Origin of the sequence: Streptomyces sp. NPDC018000, assembly GCF_044328025.1 — a bacterium.
Classification (GTDB): domain Bacteria; phylum Actinomycetota; class Actinomycetes; order Streptomycetales; family Streptomycetaceae; genus Streptomyces.
Window position 1 is genome coordinate 261161 of sequence record NZ_JBIRGM010000002.1, and the last position, 15942, is coordinate 277102.

Annotated in this window: 17 protein-coding genes, 1 pseudogene and 1 riboswitch; of the genes and pseudogenes, 10 read left to right on the plus strand and 8 right to left on the minus strand. The window is 66.8% G+C overall.

Annotated elements, in window-relative coordinates; all coding sequences use genetic code 11:
* Positions 1-26 precede the first annotated feature (26 nt).
* Positions 27-1085: a metallophosphoesterase gene (locus ACH4EW_RS05725; RefSeq protein ID WP_398251867.1), complete on the plus strand. Its 1059-nt coding sequence runs from the start codon at positions 27-29 to the stop codon at positions 1083-1085.
* Positions 1086-1267: 182 nt separating this feature from the next.
* Positions 1268-2089 (plus strand): hypothetical protein, encoded by an 822-nt coding sequence (locus ACH4EW_RS05730; RefSeq protein ID WP_398251869.1) that lies wholly within the window; start codon positions 1268-1270, stop codon positions 2087-2089.
* 78 nt (positions 2090-2167) lie between these two features.
* On the opposite strand, the gene ACH4EW_RS05735 is transcribed toward ACH4EW_RS05730, so the two are convergent.
* Together ACH4EW_RS05735 and thiC are read right to left on the minus strand one after the other, a co-directional pair.
* Positions 2168-2755: a GNAT family N-acetyltransferase gene (locus ACH4EW_RS05735; protein WP_398251871.1), complete on the minus strand. Its 588-nt coding sequence runs from the start codon at positions 2753-2755 to the stop codon at positions 2168-2170.
* Between the two features lie 176 nt (positions 2756-2931).
* On the minus strand, positions 2932-4746 hold the full coding sequence (gene thiC / locus ACH4EW_RS05740) for a phosphomethylpyrimidine synthase ThiC (RefSeq protein WP_398251874.1): 1815 nt from the start codon (positions 4744-4746) through the stop codon (positions 2932-2934).
* Positions 4739-4872: riboswitch (TPP riboswitch) on the minus strand. Its footprint overlaps the gene before it by 8 nt.
* 70 nt (positions 4873-4942) lie before the next feature.
* On the opposite strand from thiC, the gene ACH4EW_RS05745 reads away from it, so the two are divergent.
* Positions 4943-6265: a YibE/F family protein gene (locus tag ACH4EW_RS05745; RefSeq protein ID WP_398251877.1), complete on the plus strand. Its 1323-nt coding sequence runs from the start codon at positions 4943-4945 to the stop codon at positions 6263-6265.
* Between the two features lie 80 nt (positions 6266-6345).
* On the opposite strand, the gene ACH4EW_RS05750 is transcribed toward ACH4EW_RS05745, so the two are convergent.
* From ACH4EW_RS05750 to ACH4EW_RS05765, 4 genes are all read right to left on the minus strand, one after another.
* Positions 6346-6783: an SsgA family sporulation/cell division regulator gene (locus ACH4EW_RS05750; protein WP_398251880.1), complete on the minus strand. Its 438-nt coding sequence runs from the start codon at positions 6781-6783 to the stop codon at positions 6346-6348.
* A gap of 101 nt (positions 6784-6884) precedes the next feature.
* Complete coding sequence (locus ACH4EW_RS05755) at positions 6885-7655, minus strand: IclR family transcriptional regulator (protein ID WP_398251883.1); 771 nt, start codon at positions 7653-7655, stop codon at positions 6885-6887.
* A gap of 244 nt (positions 7656-7899) precedes the next feature.
* Positions 7900-8112 carry a DUF5326 family protein gene (locus tag ACH4EW_RS05760; RefSeq protein WP_398251887.1) on the minus strand — a complete coding sequence of 71 codons (213 nt, stop codon included), beginning with the start codon at positions 8110-8112 and terminating at the stop codon, positions 7900-7902.
* Positions 8113-8268: 156 nt separating this feature from the next.
* Positions 8269-8586, minus strand: a complete 318-nt coding sequence (locus ACH4EW_RS05765; protein ID WP_398251889.1) for a cupin domain-containing protein — start codon at positions 8584-8586, stop codon at positions 8269-8271.
* A gap of 69 nt (positions 8587-8655) precedes the next feature.
* On the opposite strand from ACH4EW_RS05765, the gene ACH4EW_RS05770 reads away from it, so the two are divergent.
* The 4 genes from ACH4EW_RS05770 (at position 8656) to ACH4EW_RS05785 (ending at position 11855) form a co-directional block, all read left to right on the plus strand.
* Complete coding sequence (locus ACH4EW_RS05770) at positions 8656-9033, plus strand: phage holin family protein (RefSeq protein WP_398251892.1); 378 nt, start codon at positions 8656-8658, stop codon at positions 9031-9033.
* Positions 9034-9092: 59 nt separating this feature from the next.
* Entirely contained in the window at positions 9093-10220 is a 1128-nt protein-coding gene (locus tag ACH4EW_RS05775; RefSeq protein WP_398251895.1) for a cystathionine gamma-lyase, read from the plus strand.
* A gap of 195 nt (positions 10221-10415) precedes the next feature.
* On the plus strand, positions 10416-11312 hold the full coding sequence (locus ACH4EW_RS05780; protein WP_398251898.1) for a LysR family transcriptional regulator: 897 nt from the start codon (positions 10416-10418) through the stop codon (positions 11310-11312).
* 63 nt (positions 11313-11375) lie between these two features.
* The gene (locus tag ACH4EW_RS05785) at positions 11376-11855 is read left to right on the plus strand and encodes an NUDIX domain-containing protein (RefSeq protein WP_398251901.1); all 480 of its coding nucleotides are present in this window, start codon (positions 11376-11378) and stop codon (positions 11853-11855) included.
* Positions 11856-11928: 73 nt separating this feature from the next.
* Here ACH4EW_RS05785 and ACH4EW_RS05790 read toward each other — a convergent pair.
* Positions 11929-12272, minus strand: a pseudogene (locus ACH4EW_RS05790) (flavohemoprotein); the annotation flags it as partial.
* Positions 12273-12499: 227 nt separating this feature from the next.
* On the opposite strand from ACH4EW_RS05790, the gene ACH4EW_RS05795 reads away from it, so the two are divergent.
* The gene (locus tag ACH4EW_RS05795) at positions 12500-13369 is read left to right on the plus strand and encodes a GNAT family N-acetyltransferase (RefSeq protein WP_398251904.1); all 870 of its coding nucleotides are present in this window, start codon (positions 12500-12502) and stop codon (positions 13367-13369) included.
* A gap of 59 nt (positions 13370-13428) precedes the next feature.
* Here the strand turns inward: ACH4EW_RS05795 and ACH4EW_RS05800 are convergent, their stop codons facing one another.
* Entirely contained in the window at positions 13429-14643 is a 1215-nt protein-coding gene (locus tag ACH4EW_RS05800) for an MFS transporter (protein ID WP_398251907.1), read from the minus strand.
* A gap of 141 nt (positions 14644-14784) precedes the next feature.
* On the opposite strand from ACH4EW_RS05800, the gene ACH4EW_RS05805 reads away from it, so the two are divergent.
* Together ACH4EW_RS05805 and ACH4EW_RS05810 are read left to right on the plus strand one after the other, a co-directional pair.
* The gene (locus tag ACH4EW_RS05805) at positions 14785-15252 is read left to right on the plus strand and encodes a MarR family winged helix-turn-helix transcriptional regulator (RefSeq protein ID WP_398251910.1); all 468 of its coding nucleotides are present in this window, start codon (positions 14785-14787) and stop codon (positions 15250-15252) included.
* Between the two features lie 83 nt (positions 15253-15335).
* Entirely contained in the window at positions 15336-15788 is a 453-nt protein-coding gene (locus ACH4EW_RS05810; RefSeq protein WP_398251913.1) for a GNAT family N-acetyltransferase, read from the plus strand.
* The last annotated feature ends 154 nt before the right edge of the window (positions 15789-15942 follow it).

Consider the following 15942-nt stretch of genomic DNA (forward strand, 5'->3'; position numbering starts at 1 on the left):
GCGGCGCGACGGTGGTGGAGGGGTCGATGACACAGGGGGCCGGTCAGGAACCCGTGGTGCGGACTGCGACGTTGCGTGACTTCCGCGTACCGCCCTATGCGCAGACTCCGGTGCCGCCTTCGCCTCCGCACCCGGGCAATGCCGTTCCGGGAGACGAGCTGCCGGAGGGGTACACACCCACCGCGCGCGACCTTCCCGTGATCAATCGCGGTGACACCGTCCAGGTGCGGGCCGTCCCCGACCCCCGGCCCGTCCCGGATCCGGGTCTCGGACCGCTGTACGTCGTCGGCGATGTCCACGGCTATCTGGACGAACTCCACGCCGCCCTCGCCGAACAGGGCCTCATCGATGCCGGGGGCAACTGGGCCGCGGGCAATACCCGGCTCTGGTTCCTCGGCGACTTCACCGACCGGGGCCCCGACGGCATCGGCGTCATCGACCTCGTGATGCGTCTCTCCGCCGAGGCCGCGGCCGCCGGCGGCTACTGCAAGGCCCTGATGGGCAATCACGAACTACTGCTCATCGGCGCCAAGCGGTTCGGCGACACCCCGGTGAACTCCGGCGCGGGCACCGCCACGTTCCAGGCCGCCTGGCTGCTCAACGGCGGCCAGAAGAATGACATGGAGCGTCTTCAGGACGTCCACCTCCAGTGGATGTCCCGGCTCGACGCGATCGTCGAGGAGGACGGGCATCTGCTGATGCACTCCGACACGACGGCGTACCTCGACTACGGCACCACCATCGAGGACGTCAACGACGCCGTGCACGCCATTCTCACGCGTAACGACGCCGATGAATGCTGGGACCTCTTCCGGAAGCTCACCAAGCGGTTCGCCTTCCGCGACGAGGCGGGTCCGCAGGCCGTCCGGGAGCTGATGTCGGCCTACGGCGGGCAGCGCATCGTCCATGGTCACAGCCCCATTCCATACCTTCTCGGCGAGGTCGGCTCAGAGGACGGCGAAGACGGTTCCGGCCCCGTCGTCGAAGGCCCTCACGTGTACGCGGACGGGCTCGCCATCGCCATGGACGGCGGTGTGACCATGGCCGGAAAGCTATTGGTCGTCCAGCTGCCCCTGCATGACTGACGTTCTTCTGGGAAGACGCATCCACGACCTGACCACGCCGACCGCTGGGCCTATTTCCGGAAACCCCCTGTCACCTCGTGCCGTGGGCGCTTTACCATCGGCGTATCAGTAGCAGGCTCTCCTCCGTTTCCGCCCAACTGCCCGGTCCCAGCGGGTACTCAGGCCCTACGGAGCATCGGGGGATGCACATGAACAGCGCTCCGCACCTGCTGACCGAGGACCGCCCCGAGTACGAGCGGATCCTCGACGACGCACTGCGTCACGCCCATGAACGACCGGATCTGGCCGCAGTCGGCGAGCGGCTCAATGCGGTGCAGCTGCGCACCATGGCGCTGGACGCCACGGCACTGATCACCGAGACGGCCGCCGCCGAATACAACCACTATGTGAAGGCCCGCGAGGAACTGCGCGGACCGGCCGAAGGGGCGAGCCAGGAGTCGCACCCCGAGTCCGGCACGGACAGCCGGAACCAGTCGGGCGCCGGCATAGGAGCCGTCGTCACGGTCCTGGCGCCCGTGCTGGCCGGCACCGCCGCGTTCATATTCCTACTGTCCGGCTATCTGCTGAAACTGCTCAATCCGCCGCCGTCCTTCGCCTCCACGATGGTCGCCACAGGCTGGTTCTTCGCAGCGGTCATGGCCGCCGCCATCCTGGCCGCGGCCGTAGGACTGCTCATCACCGCGCTGCGCAACGGGTCGACGTCGCAGCCCGCCGAAGATGCCGATATCGAGTTGCCGGAGGATGTGGCGCGCGCCCGAGAGGCATGGCGCCACGCACTGCTGGAGCGCGGCATCCTGCCGTTCCTGCGGGACGCGCTCGCCGACCCCGATGCCGGCCGCGCGTCGCGCACGCCGCACCGTTCGGCGAACCGCATCCCGAAGATCGGCTACAGTCGGCCGGACTTCTCCAGTCCGGACGATGGCCCGGCGGGCCCCCGCCCGACGTTCACCAGCCCGGACTTCACCAGCCCCGACTTCGGCGCACCCGAGCACGAACCGGACTGACCGGGTCCGGCGCCGACCCCGAGGACGCCGGTACGGCTCCTTCGTCGAACCCAAGCCGAGTGCCGGAACCAGCGTGGGTCAGAGGTCCCAGGCCTTCGGACGCGCCAGTGCCTCCCATTCGGGACGGAGCAATGAGAGCACCGCGACATCATGGCGGCGACCCCGGTGCAGGCAGGCCGAGCGACGTATCCCCTCCTGGACAAAACCCGACTTGGCGAGGACGGCGAGCGCGGCCGCGTTGTCCGTGTGGGTGACCGCTTGGAGGCGGTGCATGGGCAACTCGCCGAACGCCAGATCCGTCAACGCATCAAGTGCGTCCGTGCCGTATCCCTGACCGCGGTGCTGCGGAGCCAGCATCAATTCGACGTCGGCCGTACCGTCGGCAACGTTCTGCTCGGTCAGGGCTGTGTGACCGACAGGTGTGCCGTCGGGAAGCACGACGATGAAGTTGTCACAGTCCTGGTCGTCGTGATCGCGCTCGATGCGCTCACGCAGCGACGAGAGCGAACGCGGCCAGATGCCCATCGCATGGGCGGTTGCCGGATCCGACCGCCACTCCTGCAGCAGCTCGGCGTCATCGACTTCGACGGGAACGAATGCGACCCTCCGCCCCCTCCAGCACGACTGTCGGTCTGCCTCGGTCTTCTCCACCGCGATGTCACTCATGCGCGGATCCTACGAATGCGCAAACGCCATGATCACCTGGTTTTCATCCAGGCACCCCACTCGTCGCCGCTTCGGTGCTGACCGTCCGGATCCCGCTGTGCGCTCACAGAGAACAGCCGATGAGTGGCGAAGGCCTGCGGCAGGCCTCCGCCACTCATCCACGCCGTCGGGCGGGCTCAGTCCGCAACCGGCAGATAGACCCGGTTGCCGGCCGCCGCGAACTCCTTGGACTTCTCCGCCATGCCCGCGTCGATCTCCGCCTGGGAACCGCCGTGTTCACGACGGATGTCCTGGGAGATCTTCATCGAACAGAACTTCGGGCCGCACATCGAGCAGAAGTGCGCCGTCTTCGCCGGCTCGGCCGGCAGCGTCTCGTCGTGGAATTCCCGCGCCGTGACCGGGTCGAGAGCCAGATTGAACTGGTCCTCCCAGCGAAATTCGAAACGGGCGTCGGAGAGCGCATCGTCCCAGGCCTGCGCCCCCGGGTGCCCCTTGGCGAGGTCCGCCGCATGAGCCGCGATCTTGTACGTGATGACGCCGGTCTTCACATCGTCCCGGTTGGGCAGACCGAGGTGCTCCTTGGGAGTGACATAGCAGAGCATCGCCGTGCCCCACCAGGCGATCAGCGCCGCACCGATGCCCGAGGTGATGTGGTCGTATGCCGGGGCGACATCGGTGGTCAGCGGGCCGAGCGTGTAGAACGGCGCCTCCTCGCAGATCTCCTGCTGGAGGTCGATGTTCTCCTTGATCTTGTGCATCGGCACATGGCCCGGGCCCTCGATCATGGTCTGGACACCGAACCGCTTGGCGATCGTGTTCAGTTCACCGAGCGTGCGCAGTTCGGCGAACTGGGCCTCGTCGTTGGCATCGGCGATCGAGCCGGGGCGCAGCCCGTCGCCCAGCGAATACGTCACGTCGTACGTGGCGAGGATCTCGCAGAGCTCCTCGAAGTGCTCGTACAGGAACGACTCCTTGTGGTGTGCGAGGCACCACGCTGCCATGATCGAGCCGCCGCGGGAGACGATGCCGGTCTTGCGGCGGGCGGTCAGCGGGACATACGGCAGGCGCACGCCGGCGTGGACCGTCATGTAGTCGACGCCCTGCTCGGCCTGCTCGATAACGGTGTCCTTGTAGATCTCCCAGGTCAGCTCCTCGGCTCGGCCATCGACCTTTTCGAGGGCCTGGTAGAGGGGAACGGTGCCGATCGGCACGGGGGAGTTGCGTAGAACCCACTCACGGGTGGTGTGGATGTTGCGCCCGGTGGAAAGGTCCATGACCGTGTCGGCGCCCCAGCGCGTCGCCCATGTCATCTTCTCCACCTCCTCCTCGATGGAGGACGTCACCGCGGAGTTGCCGATGTTGGCATTGACCTTCACCAGGAACCGCTTACCGATGATCATCGGCTCGGTCTCGGGGTGGTTGACGTTGGCCGGCAGCACGGCCCGGCCCGCGGCGATCTCCTCGCGCACCACCTGGGGTTCGACGTTCTCCCGGATCGCCACGTACTCCATTTCCGGGGTGATCTCACCCCGGCGGGCGTACGCGAGCTGGGTCACCGGCTGCCCGTCCCGGCTGCGACGGGGCAGGCGCGGGCGGCCGGGGAAGACCGCGTCAAGGTTGCGCAGCCCTTCCCCAAGCTCTCGGCTTCGCTCAAGCAGGGGAGACCCCATTCGCGGCGAGGTGTGCTTGAGCCCGTCGTCCTCGGGGCAGGCGGGGCGGCCCGGGTACTCCTCGGTGTCGCCGCGCGCGATGATCCAGTTCTCCCGCAGCGGTGCGAGCCCGCGACGGACATCGGTCTCGGTGGTGGGATCGGTGTACGGCCCGGACGTGTCGTACAGTGTCACGTCCTTGCCGTTGGTGAGGTGCACCTGACGAACCGGCACCCGGATGTCCGGGCGTGAGCCCTGGGCGTACCCCTTGTGCCAGCCGATGGACTTCCCGGCCTCGTCGCTCTGGTTCGAGGCAGGCGTGCGTGCGTCCGATGTGGTCATGAGACCTACTCCCTACGCCGGCATTACCCGGTAACAGGTTCGGCGGTCGGCGCAGCCTCTCCCGTACGGATGTACGGATATCAGCGCCCTCTCAGCCCGGTGCTCCGAGCTCCCGCGTGTGCAAAGGTTCCTCCACGCTAGCGCCCTGTCCGACGTAATGAACAGAGGGTCCTTCCCGCCTTGCGATGATCGGCCGGTGACGTCCACCCGTATCGACACCGAACCGCAGGGCCATCAGCACGGCCACTCGCACAGCCACGGCCCTGCCGCGCCCGTCTCCAAGCATCTGCGCAAGGTCATCGCGGCCGTGCTCATCCCGTTCGCCACCGCGGTCGTCGTCGGCCTGGTGGTGCTCTGGCCTGGCGGCGCGCCCTCGCACGAGCGGACCGGCGTCGGCTTCGACCGGCAGACCCAGCAGGGAAAGGTGGTGAACATCGACAAGGTGGACTGCAAGGACGTGAACGCCGCCCAGACGCCCGTCGGCGGCGAGAGCACCCCGTCGTCGGGGAGCGGACCCGGGCTGTGCGCGAAGGCCACCGTCGAGGTAAGGACCGGCCACGACAAAGGCCGGATCTTCGCCGAGATCGTCCAGCCCGATGCACCCCGTCAGTTACGCGAGGGGCAGGACGTGGTCGTGGCGTACGCCCCCGACGCACCCCGTGAACTGCAGTACTCGGTGATGGACGTGAACCGGAAGTTCCCGATGACGCTGCTGGCCGGGATCTTTGCCCTGGCCGTGATCGCGGTGGGCAGGATGCGCGGGGTGATGGCACTGGTCGCGCTCGCCGTATCGTTCGCCGTGCTGACCCTGTTCATCCTCCCAGCCATCCTCCAGGGCTCGAATCCCCTGCTCGTCGCGGTGGTCGGCGCCAGCGCGATCATGCTGATCGCGCTCTACATGTGCCACGGCCTGACCGCCCGCACATCGGTCGCGGTGATCGGCACCCTGATCTCATTGCTGCTGATCGGGCTGCTCGGATCGCAATTCATCAGCTGGGCGAGCCTGACCGGCAACACCGACGACAGCACCGGTCTCATCCACGGCCTGTACCCGCACATCGACATGAGCGGTCTGCTGCTGGCCGGTGTCATCATCGGCTCGCTCGGGGTACTCGACGATGTAACGGTCACCCAGACATCGGCGGTCTGGGAGCTGCACCAGGCGAACCCGACGATGGGTGCTCGGGGGCTCTACCGGGCAGGGATCAGGATCGGGCGCGATCACATCGCCTCGGTCGTCAATACGCTGGTGCTCGCCTACGCGGGCGCCGCACTGCCGCTGCTGCTGCTGTTCTCGATCGCCCAGAGCAGCGTGGGGACGGTGGCCAACAGCGAGCTGGTGGCGGAGGAGATAGTACGAACGCTGGTCGGTTCGATCGGACTGGTCGCCTCGGTGCCGGTGACAACGGTGCTCGCTGCGCTGGTCGTCTCCGCGGACCGCACGGGGGTCGGCGCGGAAGCCGGAGCTTCGGCACCCGTACGGACCGGGAAAGGCCGTCGTCGCAGGACGAAGCCTTGAACGCCTCCTTACGGAGAGCGATTCACCCATTCGGCAGGTGTTGCGTTCGACCGGCGGGCCGGTCGGCGACGCCGCGCTCTTCAGCCGGCGTTCTGTTCCTCGGCAAGGATCCGGCCCAGGGCCTCTTCCAGGTTGCCCTCGAAGTCACCCAGCGTGCACTCCTGCCCGAGCGGCACAAGCTTGTCCGTCCGGTCAAGAAATGCCACAAGTGGTGCCGTACCGGCTCTGAAGAGGGCGCGATCCGTGCCCACCTGCAGTCGGATATGCACATCGGACAGCCCTTCGGGCTCCGTGGGCCCGATATGCACATCGCCGTCACCACTGGGGCTGTTGAGGCCGTCGAGCAGCAGCTCACGGCCGAATGCCCAGGTGACGGGGGCGTCGCCAGGCAGATGGAAGGTCATCCGGATCGCATACGGATCGCGTACTTCGTACCGGAGCTCCACCGGGATCCGGAAAGAGAGCTCCTCGGAGACGAGGAAGCTCATCATGACCTCAGCTTGAACCGACTCGCGCATCGTCCAACCCCGCAGTAGATGAATCTGGCCAGGAATGATCCCCCATGGCCCTATTGACGCCATCGTGGTGCACGCGATAGCAGATCACAAGGAGTGATTTTTCAGATACTGATAGAGAACACGAACGAACGCAAGAGGCTGGCCACTTCGCCACGTAGTTGTTCGACTGCGGGGAGCAACCGCTCTTCCTGCTCCAGGGGTACCGAAATCGCCATCGCGGCAGCGGTGAATCCGGCCGTGATCGGAATGGCTGCGCAGACCGTCCCCAAGGCGTACTCCTGTCGTTCGATGACAGGTTCCATTCGTTCCAACGACCGCAATCGTTCAAGAAACGCCGGGCGGTCCCTCACCGAGTAGCGGGTCAGCGGCCTCACAGGGTGCCGGTCCAAATGGTCGTCACGGGCCTTCTCGTCGAGTTGGCTCAGCAGACACTGGCCGATCGCATGGGCGTGCCCGGTCTCCCGGAAGGACGCCCACTCGTCCACCGCGGGCGTGGCGGGGTCGTCGGCGACCGCGATGAGTTCGATCTCACCCTCGCGGTAGACGGCGCAGTACACCGGTGCACCAATGGTGTCGCGCCAGCGGCTCAGCGACTCGGTCATTCTGCTGCGACGATTCTGCAGCGAACCCTCGCCGACCAGTCGCTCAGCGGCGGTCCCGAAGAAGAACACGCCGTTCTCCCGGCGCAGATAGCCCTCATGGGTCAGGGTGCGCAGCAGATGGTAGGCAGTGGGAAGGGGAAGGCCCGCTTCCCTGGCCAGCTGTTTCGCGGGTGCCCCGTCTCGATGAGCGCCCACAGCTTCCAGCAGCCGAAGCGCTCGCTGAACCGAACCGATCAGCGTCGGGACAGCAGTGCTCGATGCCGTGGTCAACGGTCACCCCCAGGCATGGTGACGGGCGGTCAGCCCGCCTGTGGGGGCCGCCCCCACACACCGCCGCATGACTGGGGTCCGGAGGCCGAACGCCGTACAAACCACTGGTCAGGGTGGCGACGGGCAGTTAATTCCCCAGGTGGCGGCAGCGGACTGCCACCATATCCGCCGCATCCGCAAAGAGGGTCGTTTCGTCTTGCACTTAGCCCAGCTGGGCTAATCACCCGGCTGGCTTCCGATCGTCCTACCAGTCGCTGCGCGAGGAGGAGGACGACACGAACTTGCGTACGACGAAGACGAGTCCGCCGACCAGGATCACGAAGACCAGAACCTTGAAGAGCAGACCGATCACGAACCCGACCACGCTGGCGATCAGACCGCCGAACACGACGATCGCGATGACCGGCACCGCGATCCACTTCACCCACCAGGGCATCCCTGCGAATATCTCCCGCACGGCCATCGTCCTTGCCTCGTCTCTGTGAGTTCCTGTTTCGATACTTCGATGCTAGAGGCGCAAAGGGGACCGACGGAGGTTCCGCAGCCCTTGAAGTCCCCTGATCGCCCCCCTAGGGATCCCTGAGACCGGAGCCCGGCCCTCCGTGTAAGCGGCTCAGCTCTCCGGCGGGGAGAAGACCACCATGATCCGCAGGTCCTCGGTGATGTGGTGGAACTTGTGGGCCACCCCGGCAGGTACGTACACCACGCTTCCTCTGCCCACCTGCGTGGTTTCCATGCCGACCGTGATCGAGGCGCGGCCGCTGACAACGAAGTAGACCTCGTCCTCCTTGTGCGGCTGCTGCGGATCCAGTTCGCCGGCATCCAGTGCGTACAGACCGACGGACATGTTGCGTTCCTTCACGAACTGCAGATACGCGCCGTCGTTGGCGGCCCGTTCCGCCTCCAGTTCGTCCAGCCTGAATGCCTTCATGGCCTGTCCCGCCCCTTGCCTCTGTCCTGCCGGTGTCCGCCACCGATCGTGTCTGTCACGATCAGACACATGAAGAATTTCGTAGTCAAGACGATCGCCAACGCAGGTGCACTGGCCGTGGCCATCTGGCTACTCCAGGACATCACGCTGAACGGCGGCAGCACCGGGCGCAAGGCACTCACGCTGATCGTGGTCGCCCTGCTCTTCGGCCTGGTGAACTTTGTGGTCAAGCCCATCGTGAAGCTGCTCACCCTGCCGCTCTTCATCCTCACGCTGGGGCTGATCACCCTGGTGGTCAACGCGCTCATGCTGCTGCTGACCTCCTGGCTGGCCGGTCAGTTCAACCTGAGCTTCCATGTCGACGGCTTCTGGACCGCCGTACTCGGCGGCCTGATCATCTCGATCGTGTCGTGGGCGCTGAACGTCGTCCTGCCCGACGAGGACTGACCCGACACCTACTGAAACAGTGCAGGCCGGACCGGTGGCTCACCAGGGAGTGAAGCAATATGAACACCGTGGGTGACGGAACCCGTGCGGTACGGGCCGGGCTGCCCGAACCGGAGCAGTTCGAGCCCACGCTGCCCGGACCGGTCTTCGCCGCGCACTTTCATCTCTGCGGCGAACCGACCGGTCCGTACACCTACGGCCGGGACACCAATCCGACTTGGACGCATCTGGAGCGCGCCATCGGTGAGTTGGAGGCACCGGGGGAGCCGGTCGAGACCACCGTCTTCGCCTCCGGGATGGCGGCGGTCTCGGCCGTGCTGCTGTCCCAGTCGCGCACCGGCGATGTGGTCGTGCTGCCCGACGACGGATATCAGGCGCTGCCGCTGGTGCGTGAGCAGTTGGAGGCGTACGGCGTCGAGGTGCGGACCGCCCCGACCGGCGGCGATGCCCAGCTGACGGTCCTCGAAGGCGCCAAGCTGCTGTGGATCGAAACCCCGTCCAATCCCGGACTCGACGTCTGCGACGTACGTCGGCTTGTTGAGGCCGCGCACGCGGCCGGCACTCTGGTGGCTGTCGACAACACCCTCGCCACGCCGCTCGGCCAGCGCCCGCTGGAACTGGGGGCTGACTTCTCGGTGGCCAGTGACACCAAGGGCATGACCGGGCACGGAGACATCCTGCTCGGCCATGTGACTTGCCGCGATCCCGAGCTGGCAGCGGGTGTACGGCGCTGGCGCAAAGTCGTCGGCGCGATTCCGGGACCGATGGAGGCCTGGCTCGCGCACCGTTCGCTGGCCACGCTGGAGCTGCGGATCGACCGGCAGTGCGCCACCGCCCTGGCCCTGGCCGAGGCGCTGGTCAAGCGCCAGGAGGTGACCGGGCTGCGGTACCCCGGCCTGCCCACGGACCCTTCGCATCCGAACGCCGTGCGTCAGATGCGGCGCTTCGGCTCCGTGGTGTCGTTCGTACTGCCCGACCGCGAGCAGGCCGAGCGCTTTCTGACCGAGTTGCGTCTGGTCGATAACGCGACGAGCTTCGGTGGTGTGCGCTCCACCGCCGAGCGGCGGGCACGCTGGCGCGGCGACGCCGTACCGGAGGGCTTCATCCGCTTCTCGGTCGGCGCCGAGAGCCCGGACGACTTGGTGGCCGATGTGGAACGGGCACTGGACGCGCTGGGCGAAAGCTGAGCCGACCGGTGATACAGACGGTCCGAGCCTCCCCCCTCGCGGCTCGGACCGTCCCGGTTCTGCACGTGAAGAACCGCATGAACAAGGCTAATTGACTCCCCGTCAGTGTCCAATCACCGTAGCGACAGCGACCTATCTACATATTTATAGTTGTACGGGTCCGAAGCGTCGCGACGGTGGGAGGGAGGGCAGGACATGGACCTGGCGCTGCTACGCACATTCGTCACGGTGCACCGGGCCGGTTCCTTCACCAGGGCTGCTGCCCTGCTCGGCCTCTCCCAGCCCGCGGTCACCGCGCAGATCCGCACCCTGGAGCGGCAGCTGGGCCGACCACTCTTCCTGCGCCGGGCCCGCGGCGTGACCCCGACGACCATCGGCGACGAACTCGCGCACCGAGTGGCGCCCCACCTGGACGCGCTGATCGAGATCGCCGAGACCGAGCTCGACGAGGAATCCGGCATACGGACTTTACATCTGGCCGGGCCACCGGAATTCACTTCGATGCGCGCCCTGCCGGCGCTCACCCCTCTCATCACCCAGGGTCTGGCCCTGCGCAGTTCGTACTTCACCAGCGCCGAGGAGACGCTGGAGGGGCTGGCTGCCGGACATCATGACCTGGCCATTGCGACAGCCCGTCCGCGCGGTGGGCTGCTCACCGCGGCTCCGCTCTGCGACGAAGAACATGTACTGATCGCCGCGCCGCGCTGGGCCGGGCGCCTGGGGCCCGGGGCCTTGCGGCACAAGGGGCCTGTGGTACTCGACCAGCTGCCGGTCGTGGAGGTGCACGAGAGCCTGCCGCTCGTCTCCCGCTACTGGGCCGCCGTCTTCGACAGCCGGCCCGCCGTCGCGGGAACCGTCATCGCACCGGATCTCCGGGCGGTCCTGGAATGCACCGCGGCGGGCGCCGGACTCGCCGTCCTGCCGCGCTATCTGTGCGAGGGGGCGTTGGAACGGGGTGAAGTGGTGGCGCTCCTAGATCCTCCCGTGCCTCCGCTGCGCACCTATTTCCTGGCCGTGCGGACCGGCACACTCGCGCTGCCGCACATCGCGCGGGCGCACGAGTGGCTGCTGCGCGCTGCCGCCGACTGGTGAGCGCAGGGCGGTCCAGCACGGGTCAGGTGTTTCAGAACCGGTTCCGTGGGCCACTCTCTTGCCATGACCGAACGTCCTGTGGTCAAGCGCACCGCACGCGCCATCCTGCTCGACGGCAACGACCTCATCCTCATCAAGCGCACCAAGCCCGGGGTGGATCCGTACTGGCTCACGCCGGGTGGCGGGGTCGAACCCGAGGATGCAACCGTCGTCGACGCCCTGCACCGTGAGGTGGACGAGGAGCTCGGCGCCAAGATCACCGATGTGGTCCCCTGCTTCGTCGACACCGTGGAGCACATCGAGGGCGGTGGAGTGAAGGGCGTCAAAGTCCAGCACTTCTTCGTCTGCCGACTGGAGTCGATGGACCCGTCCCGGCGCCACGGCCCCGAGATCGAGGATCCCTGCGGGGGGTACGACGTCGTGCGGGTGCCGTTCAGCCGTATGGGAATCGCTGCCGTTCACCTCGTACCGCTGTCACTGCGGCACTATCTGGACGGCAATATCGAGGGCGTACGGGCGATGCACGCGTCTGACCTGGGCTGACCGGCCGCCGCTTCCGGGTTCAGGGCTGACAGCCGCCTCTTCCTGGGGCAGTGCTGAGCTTCCGCTCCCGGGATCAGTCGGGGCTGGTGGTAGCCAGTTCCTCGACGGAGTCGTGCCGAATGCGCTCGGCCGGCATGCCGATGCCCCTGAGCACATTCACGCTGCTGCGGATCATGCCAGGCGGTCCCAAGAGATAGGCGTCTTACTCGTGCCACGGGCCGCACTGGCGCACGGCCTCGGGCAATAGCCCCTTCAGACTGCCCCCGTTCCCTGGCCGGTGGAGACCACCGGCCGCACCGCGAGCCAGGGATAAGTCTTCTGGAGCCGCATCATCGTGTCGATGTCGTGGAGGTGGTGATCGCTGCGTGCCCCGTAAAAGACCTCCATGGGACGCCGGTTGCCATGCTCCACAACGTCCCCCGTTATCGGCACCGTGTTTCACGTGAAACCACTCAAACGATCCGCTTGCCGCAGCCTTCTCGTCACGCATGTCGCGATATCCGTGAGCCGGCTAGGACTGGTCATCAGACTACTGACGCCGGGAATCGCGGCCGTCCTCACCGGCGCGGCCGACGGCTGCGTATCCTGGTCGGAGCGGGTAAAGGAGTGGACGAGCGATCACCTCGTCCGACAGCCTGGCCCGCATGCGCACCCCACTGCCCCGTCCGCTCGCCGAATTGCCTGTTCGGCGTCTCACCCTGGGTGATCTGATCGCCTGCGCCGATCTCTGCGAGGACCGCAGATGGCCACGCGATGAGCACAGATGGGGTCTGCTCCTCACCGCAGGAACCGGCTATGGCATGGACGATCCTGAGGGTAAAGGCCTGATGGCCGCTTGTGTGGTGACCTCCTACGGCCCACAACTGGCTGCCATCGGCATGCTGCTCGTCGCCGAGCGATATGCGCGACAGGGAGTCGCCCGCCACCTGATGCGCCATGTGATCGACGAGGCCGCAGGCACCCCCCTCAGCCTGTATGCGACACCCGCGGGACAACCGCTCTACGAACAGCTCGGCTTTGCGGTCGTGGGCCGCGTCGAGCGGGTCAACGGGTTTTTCCGGCCGACCGACGACAGAGCGTCCGCTGTGACCGCCCGCCCGGCCACGGCGGAGGACCTGCAAGCCATGGTCCGGCTGGACACGGCCGTCTTCGGCTCAGACCGGACGCATGTCCTGGCCCGGCTGCCCGGGTATGCCGACCACCTCCGGGTCGCGGAGGACGACGGAAAGCTCGTCGGTTACGCAGCGACCTGGCCAAGCGCTCATACACATGTGGTCGGCCCGCTGATCGCGCGCGACACCGCCACCGCTCAGGCACTCGTCTCCTCGCTCGCAGGGGCGACGGATCTACCGTTGCGCGCGGACATCGACGCGCGCCATACGGAGATGCTCGACTGGTTCAAGAAGTGCGGCCTGCAAGCCGGCTCCGAAACCACGGTGATGGCTTACGGAACCTCGGACCTGCCGGGCGACTGGACCCGTCGCTACGCTCCGCTGACCGTAGCGACGGGCTGACTCGCGCGGCCTTTGAACCGACACCGACCGTGGGCGATAGGAGCATCAGGCGAAAGCCGTCAGCGCTGGGGCGCGGAGGTTGCGACTGGTTCAGCGCTGTGATGGTCGACGAGTCTGCCCCGGGAAGCCGTGCTGCGACGTTCCAGAGCGCTGGAGACGACCGCGAGCACCAGGGCGGAGGCAGCCAGAGCGGCGCCGACCCAGCTGGGTGCGGTGTAGCCGAGGCCGGCTGCGATAGCGAGGCCACCGAGCCATGCCGACAACGCGTTACCAAGGTTGAAGGCACCGATGTTGACAGCGGAGGCGAGGGTCGGAGCCCCGGCTGCCTGGTCGAGCACCCGCTTCTGCAGCGGTGGCACTGTGGCGAAGCCCAGGCCCCCGATCAGCACGATGGTGACGGCCGCTGCGATCTTGTTGTGGGCGGTCAGGGTGAACAGGGACAGGACCACGGCGAGGGCGCCCAGCGACACATACAGCATCGGCATCAGATGGCGGTCGGCGAACTTGCCTCCGAGCAGATTGCCGCTCACCATGCCCAGTCCGAAGAGGACCAGGAGCCAGGTGACGGAGGAAGCGGAGTAACCGGCGATCTCAGTCATCATCGGGGTGATGTAGGTGATCGCGGCAAAGACTCCGCCGAAGCCCAGCACAGTCATCGCCATGGCGAGCAGGACCTGCGCATTGCGGAACGCTGCCAGCTCATGGCGGATCCGTATGTCCTCGGGCCGGGGCTGTTCGGGGACAAGCCTGGCCACACCGAGAAGGCCGATGACACCGAGCGCGGCGACGACGAAGAATGTGGTCCGCCAGCCGACGCTCTGTCCGATGTAGGTGCCCAGTGGTACGCCAACGACATTGGCGACAGTGAGGCCCGTGAACATCGTGGCGATCGCGCCGGCTTTCTTCTGCGGAGCGACCAGATCGGCCGCCACGACCGATCCGATGCCGAAGAAGGCGCCGTGAGCAAGCGAGGCGATCACGCGGCCTGCGACCATCACACCGAAGACCGGGGCGACTGCTGAGACGAGGTTGCCCACGACAAACAGTCCCATCAGCAGCATGAGCATGCGCTTACGGGTGACACGGGTGCCGAGGACCGTCATCAGCGGCGCACCGAGTACGACACCGAGGGCGTATCCCGTGACAAGGAATCCTGCAGTCGGGATCGAGACCTGGAAGTCCGCAGCAACCTCGGGAAGCAACCCCATGATCACGAACTCGGTGGTTCCGATGCCGAATGCCCCGATGGCGAGAGCGAGGAGCGCGAGCGGCATGCGTTTCACCTTCCCTGATGATTGCGTCTGCATGTTACGGGTGTAGACAATAATTGCACGCGCCGATTAATTAAAAGCGCGGGCTATTGCGGACGTCGCCTACCCTGGATGCAAGCAGCTCCGAGACGGAGGAGAGAACCCATGACAGCTACAGACCCCGCACTGACCGCCCTCTCCCAAGGCTGGTGCGCCCTCTCCTTGCTCCACGGCAAGATCGAGGCCCGTATCGAGCGGGCTCTGCAGACCGGGCACGGTCTCAGCGTGCGGGAGTACTCCCTGCTCGACGTCCTGAGCAGGCAGCACTACGGCCCCGGCGGCCATCTCCAGATGAGGCAGGTAGCGGACGCCGTCATGCTCAGCCAGAGCGCCACAACCCGCCTGGTCACCCGCCTCGAGGACCGCGGACTGCTGACCCGGTATCTCTGCGACACCGATCGCCGGGGCATCTACACCGATGTCACCGAGGCCGGCCTCGCCCTGCTTGCCGAGGCCCGGCCGACCAATGACACCGCGCTGCGTGCCGCACTGGACGAAGCCGCCAAGAATCCCGAGCTGTCCCCTCTCGTCAGGGCGGTCGAAGAGCTGAAGGCCCCCGTACAGGTCGCGTGAGCCGCCGCGCAGCCGCTAAGGGTTCCCCGAGTAGTCTGGGCAACTCCCTGCGCTGTCTGCGTGATCTGCGTACTCTGCCGATCATGAGCGATCTGGAAATACGCCCCGCGGCCCTCGCGGACATCCCCGCGATCGTGGCCATGCTCGCCAACGATCCGCTGGGTGCACAGCGGGAGTCGCCGGACGACCCCGCCCCGTACCGCGCCGCATTCCGGCGGCTGGCCGACGACCCGAACCAGCGCCTGGTCGTCGCCGTGCGTGAAGGCCGCGTCATCGGAACCCTGCAACTGACGGTGATCCCCGGACTCTCCCGACGCGGCTCAACCCGCTCGGTCATCGAAGGCGTCCGTGTCCACTCCGACGAGCGCGGGAGCGGCCTCGGCACCCAGCTGATCGAATGGGCCGTGGACGAATCCCGGCGCCAGGACTGCCAGTTGGTCCAGTTGACGTCCGATGCGACCCGGACCGATGCTCATCGCTTCTACGAGCGGCTCGGTTTCACCGCCAGCCACGTGGGCTTCAAGCTCGCGCTCTGATCGCAGTCCGGGGTCCGAGGGCTTGTCTGTGCACCGCATCAGTGACGAACAGGGCAGGATCAGGCTCGGGCGGCGACGTCTCCTGGCCCCCTCCGTACGGACCATGTTTCCGGTGTCCGTTGCCAATGCGGTCGTCGCTCTGCATGCCACGGAC